General features: G+C 29.5%; 19 protein-coding genes and 1 tRNA gene. 11 read left to right on the forward strand and 9 right to left on the reverse strand.

Annotated features, from left to right (window positions below; genetic code table 11):
- Window positions 1-55: 55 nt before the first annotated feature.
- The 3 genes from ACH5TW_RS07590 to ACH5TW_RS07600 all read right to left on the reverse strand — a co-directional run bounded on the left by ACH5TW_RS07590 (window position 56) and on the right by ACH5TW_RS07600 (window position 3,065).
- A complete protein-coding gene (locus tag ACH5TW_RS07590; RefSeq protein WP_439335904.1) occupies window positions 56-802 on the reverse strand; it encodes a LytR/AlgR family response regulator transcription factor in 747 nt (248 codons plus the stop codon).
- Entirely contained in the window at window positions 789-2,483 is a 1,695-nt protein-coding gene (locus tag ACH5TW_RS07595; RefSeq protein ID WP_439335905.1) for a tetratricopeptide repeat-containing sensor histidine kinase, read from the reverse strand. Before ACH5TW_RS07595 ends, ACH5TW_RS07590 begins: the two co-directional genes overlap by 14 nt.
- A 144-nt stretch (window positions 2,484-2,627) precedes the next feature.
- Window positions 2,628-3,065 carry a hypothetical protein gene (locus ACH5TW_RS07600; RefSeq protein WP_439335906.1) on the reverse strand — a complete coding sequence of 146 codons (438 nt, stop codon included), beginning with the start codon at window positions 3,063-3,065 and terminating at the stop codon, window positions 2,628-2,630.
- Between the two features lie 293 nt (window positions 3,066-3,358).
- Between ACH5TW_RS07600 and ACH5TW_RS07605 the strand changes: the two genes are divergently transcribed.
- The 9 genes from ACH5TW_RS07605 to ACH5TW_RS07645 all read left to right on the forward strand — a co-directional run bounded on the left by ACH5TW_RS07605 (window position 3,359) and on the right by ACH5TW_RS07645 (window position 14,097).
- Window positions 3,359-4,387: a rod shape-determining protein gene (locus tag ACH5TW_RS07605; RefSeq protein ID WP_439335907.1), complete on the forward strand. Its 1,029-nt coding sequence runs from the start codon at window positions 3,359-3,361 to the stop codon at window positions 4,385-4,387.
- Window positions 4,388-4,403: 16 nt separating this feature from the next.
- Window positions 4,404-5,219, forward strand: a complete 816-nt coding sequence (mreC, locus tag ACH5TW_RS07610; protein WP_439335908.1) for a rod shape-determining protein MreC — start codon at window positions 4,404-4,406, stop codon at window positions 5,217-5,219.
- Entirely contained in the window at window positions 5,220-5,726 is a 507-nt protein-coding gene (locus ACH5TW_RS07615) for a rod shape-determining protein MreD (protein ID WP_439335909.1), read from the forward strand.
- Entirely contained in the window at window positions 5,723-7,660 is a 1,938-nt protein-coding gene (mrdA, locus tag ACH5TW_RS07620) for a penicillin-binding protein 2 (protein WP_439335910.1), read from the forward strand. The genes ACH5TW_RS07615 and mrdA overlap by 4 nt, the downstream gene beginning before the upstream one ends.
- The gene (rodA, locus tag ACH5TW_RS07625; protein ID WP_439335911.1) at window positions 7,660-8,937 is read left to right on the forward strand and encodes a rod shape-determining protein RodA; all 1,278 of its coding nucleotides are present in this window, start codon (window positions 7,660-7,662) and stop codon (window positions 8,935-8,937) included. The genes mrdA and rodA overlap by 1 nt, the downstream gene beginning before the upstream one ends.
- A gap of 31 nt (window positions 8,938-8,968) precedes the next feature.
- Window positions 8,969-9,604 carry a peptide deformylase gene (gene def / locus ACH5TW_RS07630; RefSeq protein ID WP_439335912.1) on the forward strand — a complete coding sequence of 212 codons (636 nt, stop codon included), beginning with the start codon at window positions 8,969-8,971 and terminating at the stop codon, window positions 9,602-9,604.
- A 28-nt stretch (window positions 9,605-9,632) separates the two neighbouring features.
- Window positions 9,633-10,589 (forward strand): family 43 glycosylhydrolase, encoded by a 957-nt coding sequence (locus tag ACH5TW_RS07635; protein ID WP_439335913.1) that lies wholly within the window; start codon window positions 9,633-9,635, stop codon window positions 10,587-10,589.
- Between the two features lie 150 nt (window positions 10,590-10,739).
- Window positions 10,740-12,941, forward strand: a complete 2,202-nt coding sequence (locus tag ACH5TW_RS07640; RefSeq protein ID WP_439335914.1) for a S41 family peptidase — start codon at window positions 10,740-10,742, stop codon at window positions 12,939-12,941.
- Between the two features lie 208 nt (window positions 12,942-13,149).
- Window positions 13,150-14,097, forward strand: a complete 948-nt coding sequence (locus ACH5TW_RS07645) for a S41 family peptidase (RefSeq protein WP_439335915.1) — start codon at window positions 13,150-13,152, stop codon at window positions 14,095-14,097.
- 186 nt (window positions 14,098-14,283) lie between these two features.
- On the opposite strand, the gene ACH5TW_RS07650 is transcribed toward ACH5TW_RS07645, so the two are convergent.
- From ACH5TW_RS07650 to ACH5TW_RS07660, 3 genes are all read right to left on the reverse strand, one after another.
- A tRNA-Tyr gene (locus ACH5TW_RS07650) sits at window positions 14,284-14,365 on the reverse strand.
- Window positions 14,366-14,424: 59 nt separating this feature from the next.
- Window positions 14,425-17,136 (reverse strand): carboxypeptidase regulatory-like domain-containing protein, encoded by a 2,712-nt coding sequence (locus tag ACH5TW_RS07655; RefSeq protein WP_439335916.1) that lies wholly within the window; start codon window positions 17,134-17,136, stop codon window positions 14,425-14,427.
- Between the two features lie 27 nt (window positions 17,137-17,163).
- The gene (locus ACH5TW_RS07660) at window positions 17,164-18,030 is read right to left on the reverse strand and encodes a GLPGLI family protein (RefSeq protein ID WP_439335917.1); all 867 of its coding nucleotides are present in this window, start codon (window positions 18,028-18,030) and stop codon (window positions 17,164-17,166) included.
- Window positions 18,031-18,186: 156 nt separating this feature from the next.
- Between ACH5TW_RS07660 and ACH5TW_RS07665 the strand changes: the two genes are divergently transcribed.
- Window positions 18,187-18,966 carry a hypothetical protein gene (locus ACH5TW_RS07665; protein ID WP_439335918.1) on the forward strand — a complete coding sequence of 260 codons (780 nt, stop codon included), beginning with the start codon at window positions 18,187-18,189 and terminating at the stop codon, window positions 18,964-18,966.
- Window positions 18,967-18,970: 4 nt separating this feature from the next.
- A complete protein-coding gene (locus ACH5TW_RS07670) occupies window positions 18,971-19,585 on the forward strand; it encodes a deoxynucleoside kinase (protein WP_439335919.1) in 615 nt (204 codons plus the stop codon).
- Between the two features lie 2 nt (window positions 19,586-19,587).
- Here the strand turns inward: ACH5TW_RS07670 and ACH5TW_RS07675 are convergent, their stop codons facing one another.
- Genes ACH5TW_RS07675 through ACH5TW_RS07685 form a run of 3 tightly spaced genes read right to left on the reverse strand, consistent with a single transcriptional unit; the run spans window position 19,588 to window position 25,294 of the window.
- The gene (locus ACH5TW_RS07675) at window positions 19,588-21,270 is read right to left on the reverse strand and encodes a hypothetical protein (RefSeq protein WP_439335920.1); all 1,683 of its coding nucleotides are present in this window, start codon (window positions 21,268-21,270) and stop codon (window positions 19,588-19,590) included.
- Window positions 21,271-21,302: 32 nt separating this feature from the next.
- Window positions 21,303-22,526 (reverse strand): DUF4249 domain-containing protein, encoded by a 1,224-nt coding sequence (locus ACH5TW_RS07680; protein ID WP_439335921.1) that lies wholly within the window; start codon window positions 22,524-22,526, stop codon window positions 21,303-21,305.
- The gene (locus ACH5TW_RS07685; RefSeq protein ID WP_439335922.1) at window positions 22,526-25,294 is read right to left on the reverse strand and encodes a TonB-dependent receptor; all 2,769 of its coding nucleotides are present in this window, start codon (window positions 25,292-25,294) and stop codon (window positions 22,526-22,528) included. The genes ACH5TW_RS07680 and ACH5TW_RS07685 overlap by 1 nt, the downstream gene beginning before the upstream one ends.
- Window position 25,295: the final 1 nt, after the last annotated feature.

Consider the following 25,295-nt stretch of genomic DNA (forward strand, 5'->3'; position numbering starts at 1 on the left):
CACCTATTGAAGAAAGATTATTTGTTGAAAAACTAAATATAATCTCTACATTTAATTACTTTAAAGTCCGAATCTTTTTCAAGATAGCTTTATAAGTATCACTAAGTACAGCTTTATGATTTCCAGAAAGAATAATAAGGTTGTCTGAAGGAATAATTTCAATAATTTTTTCGGTGTTTACTATATAATTTCTATGAGTTCTAGAAAAAACAGATTCGTCTAACAATTTCAAGATTTTTGTTAGCGATATTAAAATTACAAATTTCTCTTTTTTAGTAATAATATTACAATATTTCTCTTCTACTTCAATATAAATAATATCTGTAATAAGTACTTTTTTTAGAGCCTTTCCTTTCTTTATAAATAGATGGTCGTCACTTATAATAGTATCTTCTTCATCTCCTAAAAAAACATCGGGTTGCTCATAGAATTTTTCAACAGCCATTTCTAAGGCGTATAAAATTTCTAACTCATTAAAAGGTTTCATTAAGTAGCTAAAAGGCTGAGTTAATTTAGCACGTTCAAATATTTTTCGGTCTGTAGAACTGGTTAAAAACACAAATGGCTTAGAAGCATTTGGACTTACACTAATGGTTTCGGCAAAGGAAATTCCGTCTGGGTTACCATTTAAGAAAATATCGATAACAAGAATGTCTATTGCGCGGTTATAAAAAAGCTCTAACCCGTCTTTAAACGATGTAGCAACTCCAACAATATTATAATTATTAGCCTCAAGTACTTTTATTAATCTATTACTTTCGGCAGGAGTATCTTCAATAATAAGAACATTAACCTTTTCCATTTAATGCTGTTTTAGGCAAAGATACAATCATTTTTGTTCCTTTTCCTAATTCGCTTTCTATTGATAATTTACCATTGTTCTTTTTAATTAACGATTTGCACAATTGCAGCCCCAAACCTGTACCTTCAATGTTTTCATTTTCTTTTTTAGACAATAACGATGATTCTTCAAGCAGATTTTTGCGCGTATCTTCACTCATCCCTAAACCAGAATCTTCAATAATTAAATTACAATACGTTTCATTTTCATTTTGAGTATAAACTTTAATAATTCCGTGTGGATTAGAAAATTTTATAGCATTATCTAATAAGTTTCGTAATATAATTTTCAACGATTCTTGATCGGCAAACACCACATCTTTTTTCAAAACCGTACTTTCAAAATCTATCGATTTATCTAACATAAGTGGTTTATAATTATACGCCATTTGCTCTACTATAAAAAACAAACGTATCGATGTAATTTCAAAATAAGATTGCTTGGTTTGTAGCAATGCCCAATTCAACAAATTATCTAACAAATTATAAGCGCCATTAACAATAGCACTATTATTATGCAACAACACATCGAGCGCTTCTAAATTCTTTTCTTCTAAATTATCTAATAACTTTGTATTACTTGTTTTTAAAGCATTTACAGACGATCGTAAATCGTGACTAACAATAGAAAACAACTTATCTTTAGTGGCATTTAACTCATCTAAACCTTCTTTTTGAGAAACAATAATCTTATTAGCTTGCTGCTTTTCTTTATAAAAATAAAATGTAACTCCTAACAAAATTAATAAGGTTACTACAGAATATAATAAGCCATCTCGCTCTACTTCTTTCGTTTTATTTTCTGCCTGTAATAAACTAACCTCTTTTTGTTTTTGCTTAACAGCAAACTCTTTTTCAAGTTTTGCTACTTCATAAATTTTATTTTGATTATTTAAGGAATCTTTCCATTGCTCACTCTCTTTTCTATATATTAATGCTTTTTTAAAATCTTTACGATTTTCTTCTACTACAGCCATATTAAAAGCTCCTTGCCATTTCAAACTAACATCCGTAACTTCTCTTGAAAGTTGATACGCTTTTTTATAATAAGAAATCGCCAAATCATCTTGATATTGCTCATAATAAAAAGTGGCTATATTTTCATATGATGTAATAATACCAATGGTATCTTTTTGCTGTTCTTTTAATCTTACATTTTCAGCTAAATAAGGTTCTGCCTTCTTAAACTCTTTAAGATACATATAGCACAAACCTAGATTTCTAAAAGCTATACTTTTATCAAAAAAGTCATAACATTCTTCAGGTAATTCTATTAACTCAATATAATAAGAAATAGCTTTCTTAAATTGATATTGTTCAGCAGCTATATGTGCTAAACCATTTTTAACCAAATAGTAAAACTCAAACTTATCTGATATTAGATCGTATTCTTTCTGTGCTTGCTCAAATAATTCTTTCTCTAAGAAACTTTCTCCTCTAAAATAATGAGCATAATCAGCTAGAGTATCATTTTGAGGAGCAGCTAAAACCTTTATTGCATAAATTAAAGTAGAATCCCATTTTTTTTCAACAAAAAAAGATGTCGATTTATAAAAATTAATATTCGATTTATATTGTAATGCCTTTTTTTTAATTTGCTTATTAAACAATAATGATTTTTTGCTTTCTTCTTGAGAAAACATGGTATTAATTGACAAAATTAATAGGAATAATATATTAGTTTTAATTATTTTCTTCAAATAAAAATCCATAACAACAAATATATCTAAAAAAAGCTATAGGTATTCACCTATAGCTTTTACTATAATAAAAGAATAAAAAAATAATTAAAAACGATTCACTGTACCTCTAGAAGAAACAGGATCTTTATTCCACAAAAAAGTTTGAATTTGAGCTAAATCTTCAGGTGGGTTTTCAACAATAAAATCAACTCGGTAGGCTTCAAAATTTTGATACCTTTCTTCTGGCTCATCATAAATTATAAAGAAATCTAATTCCTTTTCTCCAGAATTTGAAATAACAGATTGCATATTAACTCCTGAAAAATTAGGCTTTTCAGAAGCAGCTACAAAAACCACTGCACTTACTTGTAGGTTACCTGAGGCACCATAACTAACCTGTACTAACGGCGAAAAAGGTTTCTCACTTGATGAATTAATTGTAAAACCAAAACTAATTTCAGCATCTAGCTTTGTAATTCTAATGTTACTTTTCTTAACAGGAACTCCTGGAGGAGGTGTTATACATAAATTTGTTGTGTTCATTTTTTTTACTTTTTAGGTTAATAAATTTGGCTTCAATATTAAATACTTTTGAAGTATTTGAAAATACAATCCTACAAAATAAATCGTTAAAAAACAAATTTAATAGACAAAAAGATATTTTTACACAAAAAACCACTTTATTCATACAAAAAAATAAGCGGTTATAGATTTTTGTTAGAAAAACTATCTTTAAAAATTATTTTTCAACTAACAATAGTAAACCTCCATTTTTTTATTTAGTTTTATTACTTTTACTGCAATTGAATTTTAACCTCATAAACCACTGTTAACACATGGGCTTTTTTGACTTCCTAAGTGAAGATATTGCAATAGATTTAGGTACTGCAAATACTCTTATAATACATAACGACAAAGTAGTTGTTGATTCTCCTTCTATAGTTGCTAGAGATAGAATTTCTGGTAAAATTATTGCTGTTGGTCAAGAAGCTAGTTTAATGCAAGGAAAAACCCATGAAAACATTAAAACCATTCGCCCTTTAAAAGATGGTGTTATTGCCGATTTTGATGCTTCAGAGCAAATGATAAGCATGTTTATTAAAAACATCCCTGCTTTAAAAAAGAAGTTTTTCACGCCTGCATTAAGAATGGTTGTTTGTATTCCTTCTGGAATTACCGAAGTTGAAATGCGTGCCGTAAAAGAATCTTGTGAACGTGTTAATGGTAAAGAAGTTTATTTAATTCACGAACCTATGGCCGCGGCTATTGGTATTGGTGTAGATATTATGCAACCTAAAGGAAATATGGTTGTAGATATAGGTGGTGGTACTACAGAAATTGCAGTAATTGCGCTTGGTGGTATTGTTTGTGATAAATCGGTTAAAATTGCAGGAGACGTTTTCACAAACGATATTGTTTACTACATGCGTACGCAACATAACTTATATGTTGGTGAGCGTACTGCTGAAAAAATAAAAATTCAAATTGGTGCAGCCACTGAAGATTTAGATTTACCTCCAGAAGATATGAGTGTTCAAGGACGTGATTTATTAACTGGAAAGCCAAAACAAGTTTCTATTTCATATAGAGAAATAGCTAAAGCATTAGACAAGTCTATTTTAAGAATTGAAGATGCAGTTATGGAAACCTTATCGCAAACACCACCAGAATTAGCTGCCGATATATATAACACAGGTATTTATTTAGCTGGTGGAGGCTCAATGCTTCGTGGTTTAGATAAACGTTTGTCTCAAAAAACAGATTTGCCTGTTTATATTGCCGAAGATCCATTAAGAGCGGTTGTTAGAGGCACTGGTATTACTCTTAAAAATTTACCTAAATATAAAAGCGTATTGATTAAATAGCAATACAAAATTAAACATGCAACAGATTATAAATTTTATAATAAGAAACAAAAACTTTTTGTTATTCTTGTTGTTGTTTTCTATATCTATTTTATTTACAATTCAATCGCATTCTTATCATAAAAGCAAGTTTATAAATTCGGCTAATTTTTTAACTGGAGGTGTCTATAATTCTGTAAATAATATTTCAGACTACTTTAATTTAAAGTCTCAAAATGAATTATTAGCAGAAGAAAACAAACAATTAAAAGCACTTTTATACAATTCTGAAAACAATAAAGACTCTACTTATATTGATAGTGTATCTTTTAAAAACAGATACAAATTTACGGCTGCAAACATTTTAAAGAATAGTTACTCAGCTACAGATAACATTATACTAATAAACAAAGGAGTAAAAGATAGTATTAAGCAAGATCTTGGTGTAATTACCAGCAATGGAATATTAGGTATTGTAAACAAAACAAATAGCAAATACGCAACTGTAATATCTATTTTAAATACGACTATTCGAATAAGTGCACAGCTAAAAAAAACGAATCATTTTGGATCTTTAGTTTGGGATGGAAAATCGCCTAATAATATTCAATTAACGGATGTTGAAAAAATAGCTCCTATAATTGAAGGAGATACCATAATTACCTCTGGACGTTCTTCTATTTTCCCTAAAGGAATACCTATTGGCACTGTTAAGGGTTTTAAATTAGATGCTGCCGAAAATTATTATGAAATTAATGTAGCACTATTTAACGACATGACTAATATTGAGCATGTTTATATTATAGAAAACTTGGACACTGAAGAAATAACTAATTTGTTAAACTCAAACTAAATGAACAGTGTCATTTCAAAAAATATTATCCGTTTTTTTGTTTTAGCTCTTATTCAAGTTTTAATATGTAATCATGTCAACTTTTTAGGCTATTTAAATCCTTACATATATATCCTATTCATTATTTTATATCCAACTAAAGACAATCGCATATTATTTATTTTCCTAAGTTTTTTAATAGGCTTATCTATTGATTTGTTCTCAGATTCTGGTGGTATTCATGCAGCGGCATCTGTATTAATAGCTTATATTAGACCTGTATTGCTAAGATTTTCTTTTGGCGTACAATATGAAAACTATGCTATTAAGTTTGATAACATAGAATTTGGATCAAAACTAACTTACATAACACTAATAACACTATTACACCATATTCTTTTATTTTCTTTAGAAATATTTAGCTTCTCTAAAATACTTTTAGTCTTTCAAAAAACGTTATTCTCAAGTATATTTACTATTTTATTATGCATGTTAATAACTATTATTTTTAGTAGAAAAACTAAATGAGACAATTTTTACTTTTCTTTTCTATAATTTTTGTTGGGCTTTTATTTATATCAAGGCTCTTTTATTTACAAATTTACTCGTATGACGAACATAGTTTATATGATGACAATGCTATTAGAAAAGTTTATGACTACCCTAAAAGAGGTTTTGTTTACGACAGAAACGGAAATCTTTTAGTAGCCAATGAACCGTCGTATGATGTCATGGTTATTCCCAGAGAAGTTGAGCCTTTAGATACGCTTGAATTTTGCAATCTATTAAAAATAGATAAAGAACAATTTATAAAATACTACGACAAAGCAAGGAATTATTCTCCAAGATTACCCTCTGTTTTTGTACCTCAACTTTCTAAAGAAGATTATGCTGTTTTACAAGAAAAAATGCGCAAGTATATTGGTTTTTATATTCAAAAACGTTCCTTAAGACATTACGAAACTACAATTGGAGCCAATGTATTAGGAGATATCGGCGAAGTAAACAACAAAGACATAAACAAAGACGCCTATTACAAAATGGGCGATTTAATTGGCAGACAAGGCATTGAGGCTTCCTACGAAAAAACTTTACGTGGTGTTAAAGGCATTAAATTTATTCAAAAAGACCGATTTAATAGAAACATTGGTCCATATAAAAATGGTCAATTTGATACGATTCCTGAACAAGGTAAAGATATTACTATAACCATTGATGCAGAATTACAAGCCTACGGAGAATTACTCATGCAAAATAAACGTGGAGGCATTATTGCTATAGAACCAAGTACTGGTGAAATCCTTACTATGGTTGCAGCCCCAACTTACGACCCTAATATATTAGTAGGAAGAGACCGTTCTAAAAACTTTACAAAACTTTATAACGATACTAAAGCAAAACCTCTTTTCAACAGAAGTTTACAAGGTGTATATGAACCAGGGTCACCTTTTAAACTAATGAATGCTCTTATTGGACTACAAGAAGACGTTATTTCTCCAAACGAAACAGTAACTTGCTACAAAGGCTATAAATATGGTAATAGGTTTATGAAATGCCATTGTAATTACGGTACAAGAAACAATATGATTACTGGAATTCAAAGGTCATGCAATGCCTACTTCGCAACAACTTACCGTAAAATTTTAGATAAAGATGGGAACGCATCACATGGTATTGATAACTGGAGTAAACACGCCAAAAGCTTTGGCTTAGGGCAGTTTTTAAATAACGATTTATTTGTTGGACAAAAAGGAAGAATTCCAGACAGAGAATACTATAAATATGCTTACCCTAAAACATTTTATTCAACTTATACTATATCTAACGCTATTGGTCAAGGAGAAGTAGCTACAACTCCAATACAACTAGCAAATATGACAGCAGCAATAGCAAACAGAGGTTATTATTACACCCCACACATTATAAAAAATATAAAAGGAGAAACACTACCAGATCAATATACAAAACCTAAATATACAACCATTGATAAAGAAAATTTTGAACCTGTTATAGAAGGCATGTTACAAGTTTATAAAAAAGGAACAGCTGCCTCTTTACAAGTAAAGGATATTGACATCTGTGGAAAAACAGGAACTGTTGAAAATTTCGCTATTATTGATAGTGTTAGAACTCAACTAACCGACCACTCTATTTTTGTAGCCTTTGCTCCAAAAGACAATCCTAAAATAGCGATTGCTGTTTTTGTTGAGAATGGTTATTGGGGAAGTAGATTTGCCGGAAAAATGGCAAGTCTACTTATTGAAAAACATATAAAAGGGGACATTACAAGAAAAGATTTAGAAGAATGGCTTATAAAACATAGCTTAGAAAAAGAATATGCTAAACCCTATTCTGGAAAACCTTTTTATATTAATGATAAAACAACATTACAAATTGTTGATGATCAAGAGTATTATAGATTAAAAGGGCTTTTAAGCAAAATGAATAAACCCGAAAGTTAATGGTTAGGACTACTAATAGACATTTTAAATTTGATTGGATAACTATTCTCCTTTTCTTCCTTTTAGTTGGTTTTGGCTGGTTAAATATTTTATCGGCATCTCATACAGGAGAAACTATAGATTATCTAGACTTCTCACAATCTTATGGAAAGCAACTTATATTTATATTTTTAACATTTGCATTAATAATTATTTTACTAACTATAGACTCTAAATTTTACGAGCGTTTTTCTAGTATTATATACATCATATCCATGCTTTCGTTAATAGGGTTATTTATATTTGGTAAAAACGTGAATGGAGCAACTTCATGGTATGATATAGGCGGCATGACTTTACAACCCAGTGAATTTGCAAAAACAGCTACAGCACTAGCAGTCGCGAAATATATTAGTGATTTAAACACCAATATTAAGTCCCTAAAAGATCAAATTCAAGTCTTTCTTATCATCATAATTCCTGCTTTTTTAGTATTGTTACAAAATGACACTGGGAGTACTGTTGTTTATGGCGCTTTCTTTTTTGTTTTATACAGAGAGGGCTTACCAAAGCACTATTTAATTATTGGAATTTTGGTTATGTTTTTATCTCTTTTATCTTTAAAATTTGGCGCATTAATAACATCTATTATTGCCTTTGCATTAATTTTAGGGTTTCATATTTTTCAAAAGAAAAAACCACCGTTTCTCCAATCAATATTTATTTTACTAGTCTCAATAGCCATTTCATTTGGTGTAAAATTCTTTTATCAAAGTGTATTACAACCCCATCAACAAGACAGAATAAGTCTGTGGTTACGTTTAGAAAAAGACCCTGCTAAACTGCAACAAATGAAAAAAACATTTGCCTATAATTTAAATGAATCTGAAAAAGCCATAAGCTCCGGCGGGTTCTCAGGCAAAGGTTTTATGGAAGGCACTCGTACCACAGGTAAATTTGTACCAGAACAACATACCGATTATATTTTTAGTACTGTTGGCGAAGAATGGGGCTTTCTAGGAAGTGCCTTTGTAGTCGTTGTTTTTGTTTTACTTTTATTACGTATTCTCCATTTAGCAGAATTACAAAAATCTCAATTCAGCAGAATTTACGGTTATGGTGTTGCCTCTGTTGTATTTATACACTTTCTTATAAATATAGGCATGGTTATGGGCTTAATACCAACTATTGGTATTCCACTACCTCTTTTTAGCTACGGAGGATCTGGATTATTTGCATTTACTATTTTAATCTTTATTTTTATTAAATTAGACTCCAATAGAATTAATGAATGGTAAGTCGCTAATAAACATTTAATTATTTCACTAAATGAAAAAACTAATCTTTTTAATACTCTTAGTCCTTTTAATTTTTGGATGTTCTAGTACTAAAAAGATAACTGAACACTCTTTTTCTAGTGAAGAAATTGTAATGATTATGAATGCTGATAGTTTAACACCTATGCGCATTTACAAGATTAATAACACAAAAGACTCGTTATTACTTAGAACAAAAAGCACTTATATTAAAGCTAATTCAAATAATATGGTATTACAAACATTTGTAAAACGTTTGTACGCTACCGTTAGAGATAGCATGTCTATGGGTGTAGGTATAGCAGCACCACAAGTAGGTGTTTTAAAAAACATTATCTGGGTACAACGATTTGATAAAGAAAACTTTCCTTTTGAAGTCTATTTAAACCCTAAAATTGTACAATATTCTAAAAAGAAACAAACTTGTAAAGAAGGCTGTTTATCTATACCTAATAGATCTGACACTTTAAAAAATAGAGCTTATGCCATTTTAATTGAGTATGATACTATGCAAGGTGAACATAAAACAGAAATGATTGAAGAATTCACTTCGGTTATTTTTCAGCATGAAATAGATCATCTAAATGGCATTCTATATTTAGACCATTTGCAAAAAGAAATTAGTGATTCTAAAAATATATCTAAATAAATCTCGAAACCAACTAAAACCATTTAAAATGAAGCTATTTAATATTAAAACATTCCTGATTTACATGTTACTAACCACAACATGTTTTTCACAAAACCCATTAAATTTTGGCAGTGATATTTTAACTGCTGATCCATCAGCACACGTTTGGAAAGATGGTAAAATGTATGTATACGCTTCACATGACGAGCCATGTCAAGAAGATTTCTGGATGAAAGATTGGCATGTATTTTCGTCTAGTGATTTAATAAATTGGACCGATCATGGTGCTTGTTTAACTGTTGATGATTTATCATGGGCAGATAATTATGCTTGGGCTCCAGATGCTGCCTATAAAAATGGAAAATATTATTTCTGCTTTCCAGTAGGAACAGGTTTTAAAGATCGTATAAACCCTAAAAACAGCACCAAATGGATGGGATTAGGTATGGCTGTTAGTGACTCACCAACTGGTCCTTTTAAAGATGCTATTGGAAAACCACTTTGGACGGAACCTTATGCTAACGATCCTTGTTTATTTATTGATGATGACGATAAAGGCTATATATATTTTAATGGTGGTGGTGATTATTTAGTTGCTGAAATGGCTGATGATTTACTAAGCGTAAAAGGAGAACTTTATAAAATGGATATGGGTGGCTATAAACCTAAAAGAGAAGGTCCTTGGGTTTTTAAAAAAAATGACGTTTACTATTATACCATGCCAGAAGACAACAGAGTATTAACCTATTACACTTCTAACTCACCTTTAGGTCCCTGGAAATACCAAGGGGAGATTATGAATGAAGAAAATGCCAGCAATAACCACCATTCTATTGTTGAATTTAACGGACAGTGGATTTTATTTTACCACCGATGGGTAGATACCGAATTTGATTGTAACAAAAAACAACGTAAAATTTGTGCTGAATATTTATTTTTTAATGAAGATGGCACCATTAAAACAATTGAACGTACAGAAACTGGTCTTTCTAAAAAACTTTAATATCTCATAAAAAGACAGCTAGATTGTGACTGTCTTTTTGTGTTTTTCAACTTGAATTTGTCAGAAAAAATAACTAAATTCGTTTAACGTTTGATATAAAAGATTAAAACGATTTCATATCAACGTAGTTCTCTACAAGTTAAAAGAACCATGAAACAAACAATTTTAATTATTCTATCTATTTTTTGTTTTAGTTGCTCATCTCAAACAGAAAAGAAATTCAATTTAGATTTTGAAACGTACAATTCAACTTACAAATTCCCAAAAGACTGGTTTCAATGGGGAGATTATAATTTAAGTGCAGATACTATTTATGCCCATTCTGGAAAATTTTCAGGAAAAATTAAATCGACTAAGAAAGGTGGCTCTTTTGGTTCTATAGCCTATAAAATTCCAGCCAACTATAAAGGAAAATCTCTTCAGCTTGAAGGCTACATGAAAATTAAAAATGTTGAGAATGGGTTTGGCGGCCTATTACTGAGGGTTGACGGCAATCGTAAGGTGTTAGCCTTTGATAATATGAAAAACCAAAAGATTAATGGTACAAAAGATTGGCAAAAATATTCCATTACTTTATCATACCCTGAAAATGCAGAAAATATTTATGTAGCAGGAATAATTACAGGTACAGGTGAAGCATGGTTTGACGATTTTGTTTTGACCGTTGACGGTAATGATGTTCAAACTCTTAAAGAAATAGAAAAACCAATTTACAAGGCTAATTTAGATAAAGAATTTGATTTAGGCTCAAAAATTGACTTTCCAAAACTTAATGAAGAGCTAACAAATAATTTAGAATTGCTAGGTAAGATTTGGGGCTTTTTAAAATATAACCATCCAGAAATTTGCAAAGGAAATTATAATTGGGATTATGAACTTTTTAGAATGCTTCCAAAATATCTAAAAACAAAGAGTAATCTAGAAAGAGACCAAATCCTCCTTCAATGGATTTCTAAATATGGGAAAATAGATCAATGTCTCGATTGTAAAGCGACTTCTTCTGATGCATTTTTGAAACCAGACCTATCTTGGTTTAATGAGTATGAACTTAATTCTGAATTAAAGAACAAATTGAAATATATTTATCAAAATAGGTTTCAAGGAAAGCAATTTTACATTGAAAGAGGTTCTGTTGGTAATCCTATTTTTTTAAATGAAAATGGTTACTATGATATGTCTTATGACGATGACGGATTTAAGCTATTGGCGCTTTATAGATATTGGAATATGATTAATTATTTTTATCCAAACAAGTACTTAACGGATAAAAATTGGAACGATGTTTTAAAAGAATATATTCCAAAGTTTATAAATTCAAAAAACAAATTAGAATATGAATTAGCTTGTATTGAACTAATCGGAGAGATAAATGATACGCATGGATTCATCGTTGGATTCACTTTAGTAAACAAAATTAGGGGACAGTTTTATCCACCTTTCAATTTAGAATTTATAAAAGACAAACTTGTAGTTTCTGATTATTATAATCCTGAGTTAAAAGATATTTCCAAGCTAACTGTTGGAGATATCATTACACATATAAACAATAAACCCGTACAAACTATTGTTGACAGTATTAGTCCTTTTTACCCAGCCTCAAATAAGGCTGTCAAATTGAGAGATATTTCTAGAGATATCCTACGTTCAAATAAAAAAGAAATTGGCATTGATTACATTTCAAATAATCAAGAACACAAACACAGTTTACTCCTTTATAAAAAAGAAGATCTAAATATGAGATGGTATAATTTTACAGAGGGAAAATGCTATAAAATGCTTGATGGCAACATAGGTTATGTAACTTTAAAAACCATAACCGCAGCTGACGTTCCGATGATAAAAGATACTTTTAAAAATACAAAAGGAATTATTATAGACATCCGTAACTATCCTTCAACATTTGTACCTTTTTTATTAGGCCCATATTTTGTTTCATCATCTACACCATTCGTAAAATTCACCAATTTTAATTTAGATAATTCAGGAGAGTTTAATTTTACAGAGGCATTAGAGATTCCAAAAGGAGAAGAAACCTATAAAGGCAAATTAGTATTATTGGTTAACGAAATTACACAAAGTCAAGGAGAATATACTAGTATGGCATTTAGAGCAGGTGATAATACAACTATTGTTGGTAGTACAACTGCGGGAGCAGATGGAAATGTTTCTTCAATATATTTACCCGGTGGGTTATCGACTAATATTTCTGGCATTGGTGTTTATTATCCTGATGGCACCGAAACCCAAAGAGTTGGTATTATTCCAGATGTCGAAATTAAACCAACCATAGAAGGATTAAAGAAAGGAAGGGATGAATTATTGGAAAAAGCTATTGAGATAATAAATGAATAAAAAACCTGTAGAGAACACCGTATATAAAAAATTGCTATTTTTAGCTTAACCAATGTTAGTTGCTCGTTTGCTTGCATCTGATTTTCCTTCGGAAAATCCTCGCACACAAACACGCAACTTTCCATATACATCAACGTTATATGGCATTTGACTCAAAATTCATGTAACAAAACACTTAGAAACGCTACCAATTGAAAAACAACAATTAATGAAAAAAATAACATTACTCTTTACATTAGTTTTTTTTATTTTCTCTTGTGCAAAGAAACAAGAATCTCAATTCGACCGTTTGTTTGAGAATGCATTCAAAATTATAAGTAAAAATTATATAAAGAATAATGAGATAAATTGGATTTATGTAAAGAAAAATGTTAGAGATTCAATAAAGGTTTTTCGAAATAATGATGATGTTCATAACGCAGTAAAATATACATTGGATTTAATAAACGACGACCACGGTTTCTTTTTGAAGCCAAATGAAAATTGGACACTAAATGATTCCGTTAAAATTCCTAAAATTGAATATCGAATTCTTGAAAAGGACATAGGTTACATTAAAATTCCTGGATTTGGGGCAAACGATAGCATATCTACTTTGTTTGCTTTAAAAATTCGTAAAGCATTAAAAGAAATAGATAACTCAACGGAATTGAAAGGATGGATTATCGATTTAAAAGATGACATTGGTGGTAAGTCTTTTAGTCAACCATTGGGGCTGTCTCCTCTTTTTAAAGATTCTATTATTGGATACAATAAAGATAATAAGGGTAACATTAAAACGATAATTTGTGCAAATAACCATTACAAAACTTCCGATGGGTTTAATATTAAAATAGATTTCGATAACACCTTAAATAATAAGAATAAAAAAATTGCTATCCTAATTAATGGTTACACAGCAAGTTGTGGAGAGAGTGTAGCATTGGCATTTAAATTTCAAGAAAAGACAAAATTGTTTGGATCAAAATCTATGGGGTTAACAACATCCTTAATGAATGTTTCATTTAGTCCTAGTGGAGCAGATTTGTTTTTTAGCCATGAATTTATGTGTGATAAAAATAAAAGAGCAATAATAGGTCCGTTAAAACCAGATGTTGAATGCTTGGATGAAGAAGCAATTGAAAAAGCAATTGAATGGATAAAAAACGCCATATAACAAAGTATAAAAAAAATTGCTAGTTTTAGCTAAACCAAAGTTAGTTGCTCGTTTGCTAGCTTCTGATTTTCCTTCGGAAAATCTTCGAACACAAAACCGCACTATTCTTATACGTAACCGTTAAACGAAGCATTAAAATTCATATAACAAAAAAGTCTGCATAAATGCAGACTTTTCAAGTTAAAGTGGGGAGAGCAGGATTCGAACCTGCGAAGACGTAGTCAGCAGATTTACAGTCTGCCCTCGTTGGCCGCTTGAGTATCTCCCCAAAACCGTGGGCAAATATATTATAGTTTATTAAGTATGCAAAATAAAATCATGCAATTTTTACAATTCGTATCGCAATCTAAACGAGACAAATAAAGGCTGTATAAAATACTCGGTTGCACTAACAGAAAGAGCACTTGTACTTGTATTATTTTGCGCCTTGGTATTGAATAAGTTAGTGGCTTTAATTTCATATTCTAACTTGGAATCCTTATCTTTTTTGTATGCTAAAGATGCATTTAAAAATTCGTAACTATTAATGGTTTTATCTTCATCACTAAAATTATTATACGAATAATCAGATTTTAATGTGAAAGATTTAAAAATAAGCGCATCAAATTCTACCGATGGTGACTTTGTATAAAACTTAGTATTACTATTTCCTTGATTATTATCTTGAATGCTGTAACGATACCCTAATTCAATATTAGGTGCCGTTTTAAAATTAGTTCGTAACTCTGTTCTGTAGGTTTGAGAGAAACTCTCGCTAACAGATTGTACATTTTGAACAAATTGATTAAACTTTGAGTAATTTAAATTCCCTCTTACTGAAGCTCTTATTTTACCAAATGTACGCTGAAATCTTGCATTAGCACTCGCACTTTCATCGGCAAAAGCAGAATTAAAAGGCGAACTAACTCGCACAACACTTCCAGGTTCAAAAATAGATGTATTTCTAATATTATCGATGCTTTTGTTATAACTCAATCTTGCAAAAACATTCGTGTAATTAAACATATTAAAACTAAAATAAGATAAGTTTATATTATGTGATAAAGCATTTTCTAACTCTGGACTTCCTGAAAACAAAGAACTATAGCTATTTAACACCAATCCACTAGCAAACTTAGACACATCGGTAAATTGCGTTTGCATACGGTAATTTAAAGTAACTTGCTCACTCTTTTTTAACTGCATACGCATATTGAAATCGGGTAATACCCTGAAAAAATTATCGGTAGTCTTAGTACTTTGCTGTTTATTATTTGTGCTATAAGCATGCGCTGAAAATCCTGGAGTAAAAGTAAAAATTCCCGATTTCAACCTATAATGCGCCGCTAAATAGATATCGCTAAAATTATATTTAATATCATTAGCATCTAATCCTTCATTAATTGTTGGTGTTGGATTAAATCTAGAATCATTATCTAAAAATTGAAAAATATCAGAATCAAATTGTTGGCTACTAAGTATGGTCCCAACAGTGAAATTAATATCACTTTTATTATTTAATATATTCCAATAATCTAACTTAGCATCCACTTGATTAGATTTCACTCGCTTCTCTTGACCAATGTTATAGCCTATTTGAGCACCATCTAAACCTAAATCATTTGCGGTTCCTTCATAGTTGTCTTTATCTTCTAAAATAGCATTATAAAACGGATCTTCATCTTGTAGTAAATGCTGAACTTCCAACGCAAAAATATTCGTTTCATTTAGCGTATAATAATAATTTAAATTTTGATTGATACTATATGGACTTGAATTTTCCAACTCAGCTATACTACCATTAACCGTAGAGAAAAAATCTTGGTCTTGAGATTCTTTTGAGACACGTCCTAAAATATCATAATCTAATTGATTACTCGCATTTGGTTTATATTTAGCCGATAGTTTTACCATTCCTAAGTCACTACGTTGCATCGTATTACTTCTGGTACTTTCGTTTGGAATCCCTAAACCTTCATCAGTATATTGAACATCTCTATTTTCCTGTAATTCGGTTTTACTGTTAGAAAAAATAGCAAACCCACTTAAATCTAAAGCTTTATTAGGCGACCAGCTAAAATTAGCAGCTCCAAACTTAGTATTAATATCTTTTGCTCGATTATTTTGTGCCGTTAGAAACCCTAAATTATTACTTCCTAAATTAATATTTGTCCCACTACCACTACTTGGTCTTCTAAATCCGCCAGTGAAATTAAAATAATCACGACGTGAAAATGCAACTTCACCTAAGTTATTTAAGTCGGTAATAATATTAATGCTGTATTCTGGACTGTAATAAAACAATTTAGGTTGCAATAAATACAGCTCATTTTTATCTGAAGCACCACCACCTGCAGTTATATTTCCAAACCAAAAATTCTTTTTACCTTCTTTTAATTTAATATTAATGGCAATATTATCTTGATTATTTTTTACGCCACTTAACTGACCAACTTCAGCGTAATTTTTAAGCACCTGCACTTTATCAACGGCATTGGCAGGAATATTTTCTACAGCTAATTTAGAATCTCCATCAAAAAAATCTTTACCATCAACCATCACTTTACCTACTGTTTTTCCTTCAACCTCTATTTGTCCGTCATCATTAATTTCAACACCTGGTAAATTTTTAAGAACATCTCCCAATTTTCTCTCTGTTCCTTTATTGAAGGAATCGGCATTATAAACAATAGTATCTCCTTTTATGGTTACTGGCATTTCATACACCAATTCAATTTCATCTAAAGTATTATCGTTTTGTAATGTAAAATTCTGAGTTATATCGGAATCTAAGGTTTTTATATCTTCTTGCCCTGTTTTCATACCAATATAACTTACCTGTAATTTGTATGTGCTATTTTTTTCTAAAGATAACTTATAACGACCAGCATCATTGGTTATGCCATATGAATCTAATTTTTGTGTTTCTTGATTTATAGCAATTACATTTGCTAACTCAAGTGGCTCTCCAATACTATCTTTAACAACACCTTCTACTTTTATTTGGGCAAAATTTACTCCAGCTACTAAAAGCAGCATTAATAAAATTATTTTTTTCATTATTTATTTGATTGATTGAATTAAAAATTATCTACGCCCTCCTCGGCCTCCACGGCCTCTGTACATCTCTCTCATTTCCTCTGTTTTTTTTTTAACAATGGCATCATACTCTTTTTGAGTAACATCTTTTCCTTTTGACGGCACTTTAATAGTTTCCTTTTCTGAAGGGTTTAATATTATTTTAGAACACAAAATGGTTGTTCTATCGGCACTAATTTCTAAAATTAATCCAGGTAAGCCCCAGTATACATCAGGACCTTGGTTAATTGGTATTTGTGGTGTATACCAAGCAGTAACCTCTATCTCTCTTGGCTCATCAACTTCTTTAGTTTCTTCTTTTTTAGCACTTGTAGAATCTTTTGGTTTTTCATTATCATTTCTTCGTCTAAAACTAGCAATATCAAACCCCTCTACTTTCTTAATTGCTGTTGCCTTAAAACAGGTATATTTTCCAATGGTTTTGGTTTCTGCGCCTAATTCCCATTCTAACTTTTGTAAACTATCATTAACCAAAAATTGTTTTCCAAAAAACTCTTCTTCTTTTAAAACTTTTTGATCTTTTACATTTTTATACTGAGCACCTCCTGTTCCCATCATCATTCTAAAACGCATACCACCACCTTGTCCAGGTGCTTCTAATTTTTCTTCTTCTTTATATAAAGATTCAGATTGATTAAACGTTAGAATAAATGTTTTTTCTAAAGCACTTTTCATACGGTCTGCGATTTGCTTTTTACGCTCTTCACTTAATTGTCCGCCACCAAAATTGCTCATATCCATAGTTGTTTTTGATTCATAAATAGCTATTCCTTGGAAATCTTTTTGAGCAAAAGAAATAAAGGAAACCAATAGCAATAAACATGTTATTACAGTTTTAAAATAATTGAAGATCATAATTAATAATGTTTTGTTAGGCATTAATTAAACTTAGACCTAAACTACATTATTTAGTTTAATTGAAAAGTGTTAAAGTATTCTTAAAAAATTTATTAATTCTCTAAAAACTAATTTGCTAAAAAGTGGTTTGATTTTTGTATTTTTCATGTCGCCATGAAACATACTATATACTTTTTTCTTTTACTAACTTCTACAATGTTCTCTCAAGAACGTATTGAAGCTTCATTAACAAAAAGTTACAAATTTAATATGGAAACACTTGTTTCAATAGACAATTTTAACACCCAATTCTACATCAATAATAATGTTTTCAACAAAAAGAATGCTACCATAACAATCACTTATAACAATTTACAATTAGGAAATCTAGAAAGCGCTAATACTTTCAACCCTTTAAAAATCAATCTTTTTTACAAAGATTTTAATACCGTTATTATTCTAGACAACAGATTAGCTGAAATATTCAAAATTGATTTTAACACCAATTCTAGCTACAAAAACATTTCACATATTTCTACAGGACATGATAACACCATCTGGATATTTAATCAAGATACGCAACAACTAGAACTTTTTGATTATAAACAAAATACAACAAGAGCCGAAGCCTTACCTATACAAACCGAAATTTTAGATTTAAAAAGTAATTACAATACCTGCTGGCTACTAACTAAAAAATATTTGTATGTATATAATTATTTTGGAAGCTTATTACAGAAAATTAAAAATGATGGCTTTACGGCTTTAGCTGAAAGTAATAACAATATTATTTTAAGAAAAGACAATACTCTATTTTATTTAAAAAGAAATACTGAAAAGCCTATTCCAATAGCAACTCCAAATTTATTAATTAAACAGTTTTTTGTAACCAACGAAACCTTGTATATTTACAACAACGAAAGCATTTACAAATACCAAATAAAAATCGATTAAGATTATGCATATTGCTATTGCCGGAAATATTGGCGCTGGAAAAACAACCCTCACTAAATTACTAGCAAAACATTATAAATGGGAAGCCCAACTTGAAGATGTTGTAGACAACCCCTATCTAGACGATTTTTACAATCAAATGGAGCGTTGGAGTTTCAACTTGCAAGTGTATTTTTTAAATAGTAGATTTCGTCAAGTATTAGAAATTCACAAAAGCGGAAAAGATATTATCCAAGATAGAACTATCTATGAAGACGCGCATATTTTTGCACCCAATTTGCATGCTATGGGTTTAATGACGAATCGTGATTATGAAAACTACAAATCGCTTTTCGATTTAATGGAATCTTTAGTTCAAGGTCCCGATGTATTAATTTATTTACGTAGTACAATACCAAATTTAGTAAAACAAATACATAAACGCGGACGTGATTATGAAAACTCTATAAGTATTGATTACTTAAGTCGATTAAACGAGCGCTACGAAGCTTGGATACATGGCTACACCAAAGGCAAACTATTAATAATAGATGTTGACGATTTAGATTTTGTAGACAACCCAGAAGACTTAGGAAGTGTCATAAACACTATTGATGCAGAAATCAACGGACTGTTTTAGTATTATTTTTTAACCTTAAAATGTTTCTTTGAAACAATATACTTACCATCATTAGTAAATCCGTCTAATACAATTTCAAAAGTACCTTCTACATCAGAGGTATAGAATTCTATAGTTTTAATACCAGAATCTATTTGTATGCTTGGTAGCCATAATAACTGCCTTCTATAATCGGGTATTCGCTTTAAATCATCCTTTTCAGATTTATAATTGGGCTTGTAAAAAGATTTAGAATTTAAAGGTGCATCTAGTTTAAAATATAATTTATCATTCGCATTTTCTGGCAAAGTAAAATCGCCATTCTTAGTTTTTATATCTACAATACCGTAAAATATACTGGGACCGTAAAAATAAGTCCCTCTAACCACATCTATACGCTTTATATTAAAAGCATCATAATCTATAATATCTTGATTGTTCTCTATTAAAACTCCATCAAAAAGCACTAAAGGGTCTAGGTTAGAATAAGAACTCACTCTATCTTCTACAAGATCATTAACTTTAAATTTATACACCCCATTTTGTTTTCTAATAGCACAAGATTGAATTATTTCAACAAAGGTTTCTCTTAATGTTGAAAACCTTTTGTAATCATCTAATAAATATTCAACATCAGGTTTCATATAAAACGGAGCATTTGGCTCTCGTATTATTACACTATCTTTTTTAGAATCATAATATGTACTTTCAATTTGATTATAAACACTTTGACTTACCAGCCAATCATATAAATTTTTATTTAAGTGTATTTTTGAGAAACTTAGATTAGAATAATCATAAAAATCTGGATCATCTAATACAATCTTATAATTGTTATTATTTTCATTTAAAACCTGAACTAAAACATCTGAACTATTATAATTTTCATATAAGCTAAAATAAAATCTACCAGAAGAATTCGTTTTAGCATTTTTTAAAATAAAATTTTTTCCTGGAATGGACAAGCCCACATTAATATTAGCAACTAACGAATCATTAGTTTTAAATTTAACTAGCCCGGAAACAATTTCACCTCTTATTTCAGGTAAAAGGTTAAAATTATTTTTTTTATTTATAACGACATTATCATTAACAACCGCATTGCTTATTATTTCAATTGGATTAACTTTTCGAACAGATATAGAGTAATTACCATTATATAAATCCCCTAAACTATTCTTTAAATCAACTGAAACTAGACTTCTAAGTTGTACATTATTAAATTTAGTTTCAACTTGAATATTTTGAGAATTTACTTTGGGCGCTTCTATTTCAGTTGTATCTATTTGAATAATAACTGATTCTTTTTTATTAGTATTTTTATTTATCAAGAATGGATTAATAATATATATATCTTTGAGAAAAAGCGGATTGGCGTTTTTCATCCATTTAGTATAAGCAACTAATTTGTATTGGCCAGTTTTAATTTCAGTTGAAATAAAATAATCTCCGTTCCCCAACCCTTTATTTAATAGTAGTTTATGCTTAAAAAGTGTTTGTCCGTTTTCGCCTAACAACGCTACATAACCTAACTTACTTATACTACTTAAACTCTTATTAGCTGCTAAGCAAAAGAAATTATAGTATAATGTTTCACCAACCACAAAAACATTTGAGTTAGAACTTAAAAATACTGTTTCTCTTGGAATTTGATTTACACCAATATTTTTTTGCTGAGCAATAGCAACCATATTGATTAAGCACAAAATAATTATAACTTTAAGTATTTTATATTTTATTAATCCTCCCAAAATTCTGGTTTTATACTCGATGAAAATGTTGAACAGTCTGCACATTGTCTTTTTGTTATGGCATACTTATCTGAGAATGGCATTTTTTCATTATATAGATACGCTCCTCCTTCTTGTAAAGCGAAAAACAATTTCACCCTTTCGTTAATATTTAAATTTGGATCTATTAAAGCATAATCTAATATTTGATAGTCACAATCATAAAAATAATAAGGAAAATCTATTCCTAAATCTTGATAGTCAAAATAAATTCTTTTTGAATCTACAGATGAGACATCAAAATAGCCAATAACTTTTTCTTGCTTACTTTGCTGAGAGTTAATATTTCCTTTAATATAACCAGGTTGATTATCTAATAACAAGCTAACATCACCACCTAATTCCTTAAGAATTCTATAAAAGTTATATGCGTTTGCAGATTGAACATACTGCCTAACCAAAATACTATATCTCTCTCTAAAAACACTAAGATTATCTTGACTTGTAAACCTAATAGGAAATCTTAAAATTCTATTTCGTGAAATAGCTTCCGTATTAGTTAATATAATATTAGAATAATTTGTTGTATAACAAACCTCTTGCAGCTTTGGGTTATTATAAACTCTTAATCCATAAGTTAAATCCCAATAGGCATCATCCCTAAGATTAAATATTTCTGTGTCTTTACCAGTATAAAATGGTGCAATAATTTTATATGTTTCTTCATACTCATATCTAAAAAATTGAGCTTCACCTAAATTTTCATTAGTATCAACAAATATTTGTACACCACTGTCATTTCCTATATCCACCAACTCTGAATACAAATTAGTTATACTTGCTTTTGCCGGCAAAACTTCTTCATTAGAAACATATTTTTTACCACTAACAGTTTCAATAACTAACTTATATAAAACATCTTTAACTACCTGGAATTCTGTATCAGAAACATATAATCCATTGCCTGTATCTTGAAAATTATAAATATCTTGATTACTTGTTTCGATTTTAACAGTAGCATTTCGCTCTAAAACAATAGTATCTTTTTCTAACAAGTGCGTTCTTGATATTTTAATTTCATGTCTTTTTAGTTCATCTGTTATAGTAGCTTCAACAACTAAAACGTCTTCAAAGTCTTCGGTTTCTAATTCAAACTTTTCTGTACAATTAAATATGCTAAATCCAATTGAACCTAAGATAATTAAATACACTATAAAAAATTTATACTTCATTAAAACTTAAAATTATATGTTATTGTTGGAACTGGCACTGCAAAAATAGAAGACTTATATCCTTCTATTTTGCCATTTTCGTTAACAAAAAAAACTGAATACGGATTATTTCTACCCAAAAGATTATAAACTGATATATTAAAAAAACTATGGGCTAATTTTTCATTTTTATGATTCCCTTCTATATTTACACCAAGATCTAGTCTATAATAATCTGGCACTCTAAATTTATTTCTGTCACTATATAATACATGCTCTGTACCTGCATAATTATATTTTCCCACAGGATAAGTTATAGGTCTTCCTGATTGATAATTAAAATTAAAAGATACACTATATCGTTTTGTAATTCTGTAATTAGACACCAAATTAAGATCATGTGGTCTATCTTGATTGGCATCAAAATATGTCCCATTGTTAACTTTATTTGTTAAAAAATTACTATCAAGCTTTATTAATGTTTTAGAATACGAATAACCTAGCCATCCATTTAATTTACCTTTACTTTTTTTGAGCATAAACTCAACACCGTATGCTTTTCCAATTCCTGATAACAATTCTGTTTCAATATTTTCATTTAAAATTAAATCGGCTCCAATTTTAAAATCAAGTAAATTCTTCATTTTTTTATAATATCCCTCAAGACTAATTTCATATGAACTATCTTGAAAATTCTTAAACAAACCAACTGAAATCTGTTGTGCCTTTTGTGGTTTTACATATAAATCTGATAATTTCCATGAATCAACAGGAGATGCTGTCGTATTTGTAGAAAGCAAATGTGTATATTGAATAGTATTATTATATCCCGCTTTTAATGACACATTAGGTGAAAGAAAATAGCGTCCAGAAAATCGAAACTCTGGTCCTCCATAAGTTTTTATAACTTCATTTTTATCATAAAACTTAGTATCTACAATACTCTCATTACTTATTGGCAAAGTGAGGTCATATATGTTTTGATTTTTCTCTCCTAGAATTAAAAAAGTAGAAAACCTTAAACCTAGATCTAATGATAATTTATCATTAATTTCAAACAAATCCGATACAAAAAAAGCTGACTCTAAAGCTTTTTCATTTACTGTTTTTTTACTCGTTATTATAGATTCTGATCCTAAAGGGTTTATATAACCAGGTTGGATTTTATAAAGTTTACTACTTAGCCCATAATTTAACTTATGCCTTTTACTCAGATTATATTTTGCTTTTAATTTTAACTGACTTTCATTAATCTTATATCCATAATCAAAATTTCTATCAAAAGCACCTTCATATAATATATTGTAATTATATTGACTTGTAGCTAATTGAGTTTCTAAACTATTTTTGTTGTTAAATTTATGACTCCATTTAATTGATGCTAAAAAATTACCGTAACTAAAAATAGAATCTGATGATATACTAAATTCATCTTTACTAATGTATGCTGTAGCTTCCAAATCATTATTCTCATTAATATTATGGTCATATTTTATAACAGCATCATAAAAAGAAGCCCTGCTGTTTTTTATAGATTCTTCTGATATTCTTTTAAGAATCCAATCAGAATAAGTTGCTCTTGCTCCAACCATTAATGAGCTCTTTCCTTTAACTATAGGCGTTTCTATTGTTAAATTACCTGTAACAGGACCAATACTGCCTTCTCCAGAAAACTTATCCATGTTACCTTCTTTAGTAGAAATATCTATAACAGACGACAATCTTCCTCCAAACTCTGCAGGTATATTTCCTTTATAAATATCTGCACTACCTGAAACAAAGGGATTAATTGCTGAGAATATTCCGAAAAAATGTGACGGATTGTATATTACTGCATCATCAAAGAGTATTAAATTTTGATCAACTTTTCCACCTCTAACATTATAACCCAGTGCACCTTCACCTGCAGTTTTAATACCTGGCATTGTTGTAGCTACTTTTAAAATATCTCGCTCCCCTAAAACTAATGGCATATTTTTAATGCCTTTAACATCTATTTTAGAAACACCACTAATAACACTTTTAATGTTATCATCTCTATTTGATTCAATTAAAACTTCATCAAGTTGTTCTATATTTTCATCAAGATTAAAATCTAAAATACCATCTCCATAAATAATAATTTGCTTTTGATTTTTCCCATAAGACAAAAGAGCTGTTTCTATAAGATGAAACCCTGATGATAGCTTTAATTTATAAAAACCATTATTATCTGTTACTGTACTTACATTTGCATCCTTAACATAAATAGATAAATTTTCAATTGGTTTTCCCGTTTTAAAATCCTTTGCATAACCTGACAGGATATATTTCGATTTAACATCAGTCTTATTTTCTTTCCCTATAGTATATACTACACTATTAGAACTCTTTATATATTGCTTTTTAAGCACTGGCGCCAAAATTATTTCTTCATTAATTTTAATACCATCTTCAATTTTAATACCATCTTCTCCAAAAAAATTCTCAGGAAGCTTATCTATAATAGCGTTATTTTTTGTTAGAATAACTTTATTATCTATAAGAATATAATTAAATGGAGTATCCTCTAAAACTCCAATTATAATATCATCTATTGTTGTATTTGTAAAAGACTTTGATATTAATGTTTCTTCAAACCAATCTTTATTGAAATAAAAAAACAAATCTAATTCCTTCTCTAATTTCAAAAGAGCATCAATACGAGTTACATTATTAAAACTTATTGAAATATTCTGATTAGCTTGACTAAAAACAAATTGTACAAACAAAAAACACAACAATGTCAATAATATTTTTCTTCTAATCATT

The sequence above is a fragment of the Thalassobellus sediminis genome (genome assembly GCF_044386045.1).
GTDB lineage: Bacteria > Bacteroidota > Bacteroidia > Flavobacteriales > Flavobacteriaceae > Thalassobellus > Thalassobellus sediminis.

Excerpts from the sequence above, each read along its gene's own strand:
- ACH5TW_RS07590 (WP_439335904.1), bottom strand. The coding sequence starts at position 802 with ATGGAAAAGGTTAATGTTCTTATTATTGAAGATACTCCTGCCGAAAGT.
- ACH5TW_RS07595 (WP_439335905.1), bottom strand. The coding sequence starts at position 2,483 with ATGTTTTCTCAAGAAGAAAGCAAAAAATCATTATTGTTTAATAAGCAA.
- ACH5TW_RS07600 (WP_439335906.1), bottom strand. The coding sequence starts at position 3,065 with ATGAACACAACAAATTTATGTATAACACCTCCTCCAGGAGTTCCTGTT.
- ACH5TW_RS07605 (WP_439335907.1), top strand. The coding sequence starts at position 3,359 with ATGGGCTTTTTTGACTTCCTAAGTGAAGATATTGCAATAGATTTAGGT.
- mreC (WP_439335908.1), top strand. The coding sequence starts at position 4,404 with ATGCAACAGATTATAAATTTTATAATAAGAAACAAAAACTTTTTGTTA.
- ACH5TW_RS07615 (WP_439335909.1), top strand. The coding sequence starts at position 5,220 with ATGAACAGTGTCATTTCAAAAAATATTATCCGTTTTTTTGTTTTAGCT.
- mrdA (WP_439335910.1), top strand. The coding sequence starts at position 5,723 with ATGAGACAATTTTTACTTTTCTTTTCTATAATTTTTGTTGGGCTTTTA.
- rodA (WP_439335911.1), top strand. The coding sequence starts at position 7,660 with ATGGTTAGGACTACTAATAGACATTTTAAATTTGATTGGATAACTATT.
- def (WP_439335912.1), top strand. The coding sequence starts at position 8,969 with ATGAAAAAACTAATCTTTTTAATACTCTTAGTCCTTTTAATTTTTGGA.
- ACH5TW_RS07635 (WP_439335913.1), top strand. The coding sequence starts at position 9,633 with ATGAAGCTATTTAATATTAAAACATTCCTGATTTACATGTTACTAACC.
- ACH5TW_RS07640 (WP_439335914.1), top strand. The coding sequence starts at position 10,740 with ATGAAACAAACAATTTTAATTATTCTATCTATTTTTTGTTTTAGTTGC.
- ACH5TW_RS07645 (WP_439335915.1), top strand. The coding sequence starts at position 13,150 with ATGAAAAAAATAACATTACTCTTTACATTAGTTTTTTTTATTTTCTCT.
- ACH5TW_RS07655 (WP_439335916.1), bottom strand. The coding sequence starts at position 17,136 with ATGAAAAAAATAATTTTATTAATGCTGCTTTTAGTAGCTGGAGTAAAT.
- ACH5TW_RS07660 (WP_439335917.1), bottom strand. The coding sequence starts at position 18,030 with ATGATCTTCAATTATTTTAAAACTGTAATAACATGTTTATTGCTATTG.
- ACH5TW_RS07665 (WP_439335918.1), top strand. The coding sequence starts at position 18,187 with ATGAAACATACTATATACTTTTTTCTTTTACTAACTTCTACAATGTTC.
- ACH5TW_RS07670 (WP_439335919.1), top strand. The coding sequence starts at position 18,971 with ATGCATATTGCTATTGCCGGAAATATTGGCGCTGGAAAAACAACCCTC.
- ACH5TW_RS07680 (WP_439335921.1), bottom strand. The coding sequence starts at position 22,526 with ATGAAGTATAAATTTTTTATAGTGTATTTAATTATCTTAGGTTCAATT.
- ACH5TW_RS07685 (WP_439335922.1), bottom strand. The coding sequence starts at position 25,294 with ATGATTAGAAGAAAAATATTATTGACATTGTTGTGTTTTTTGTTTGTA.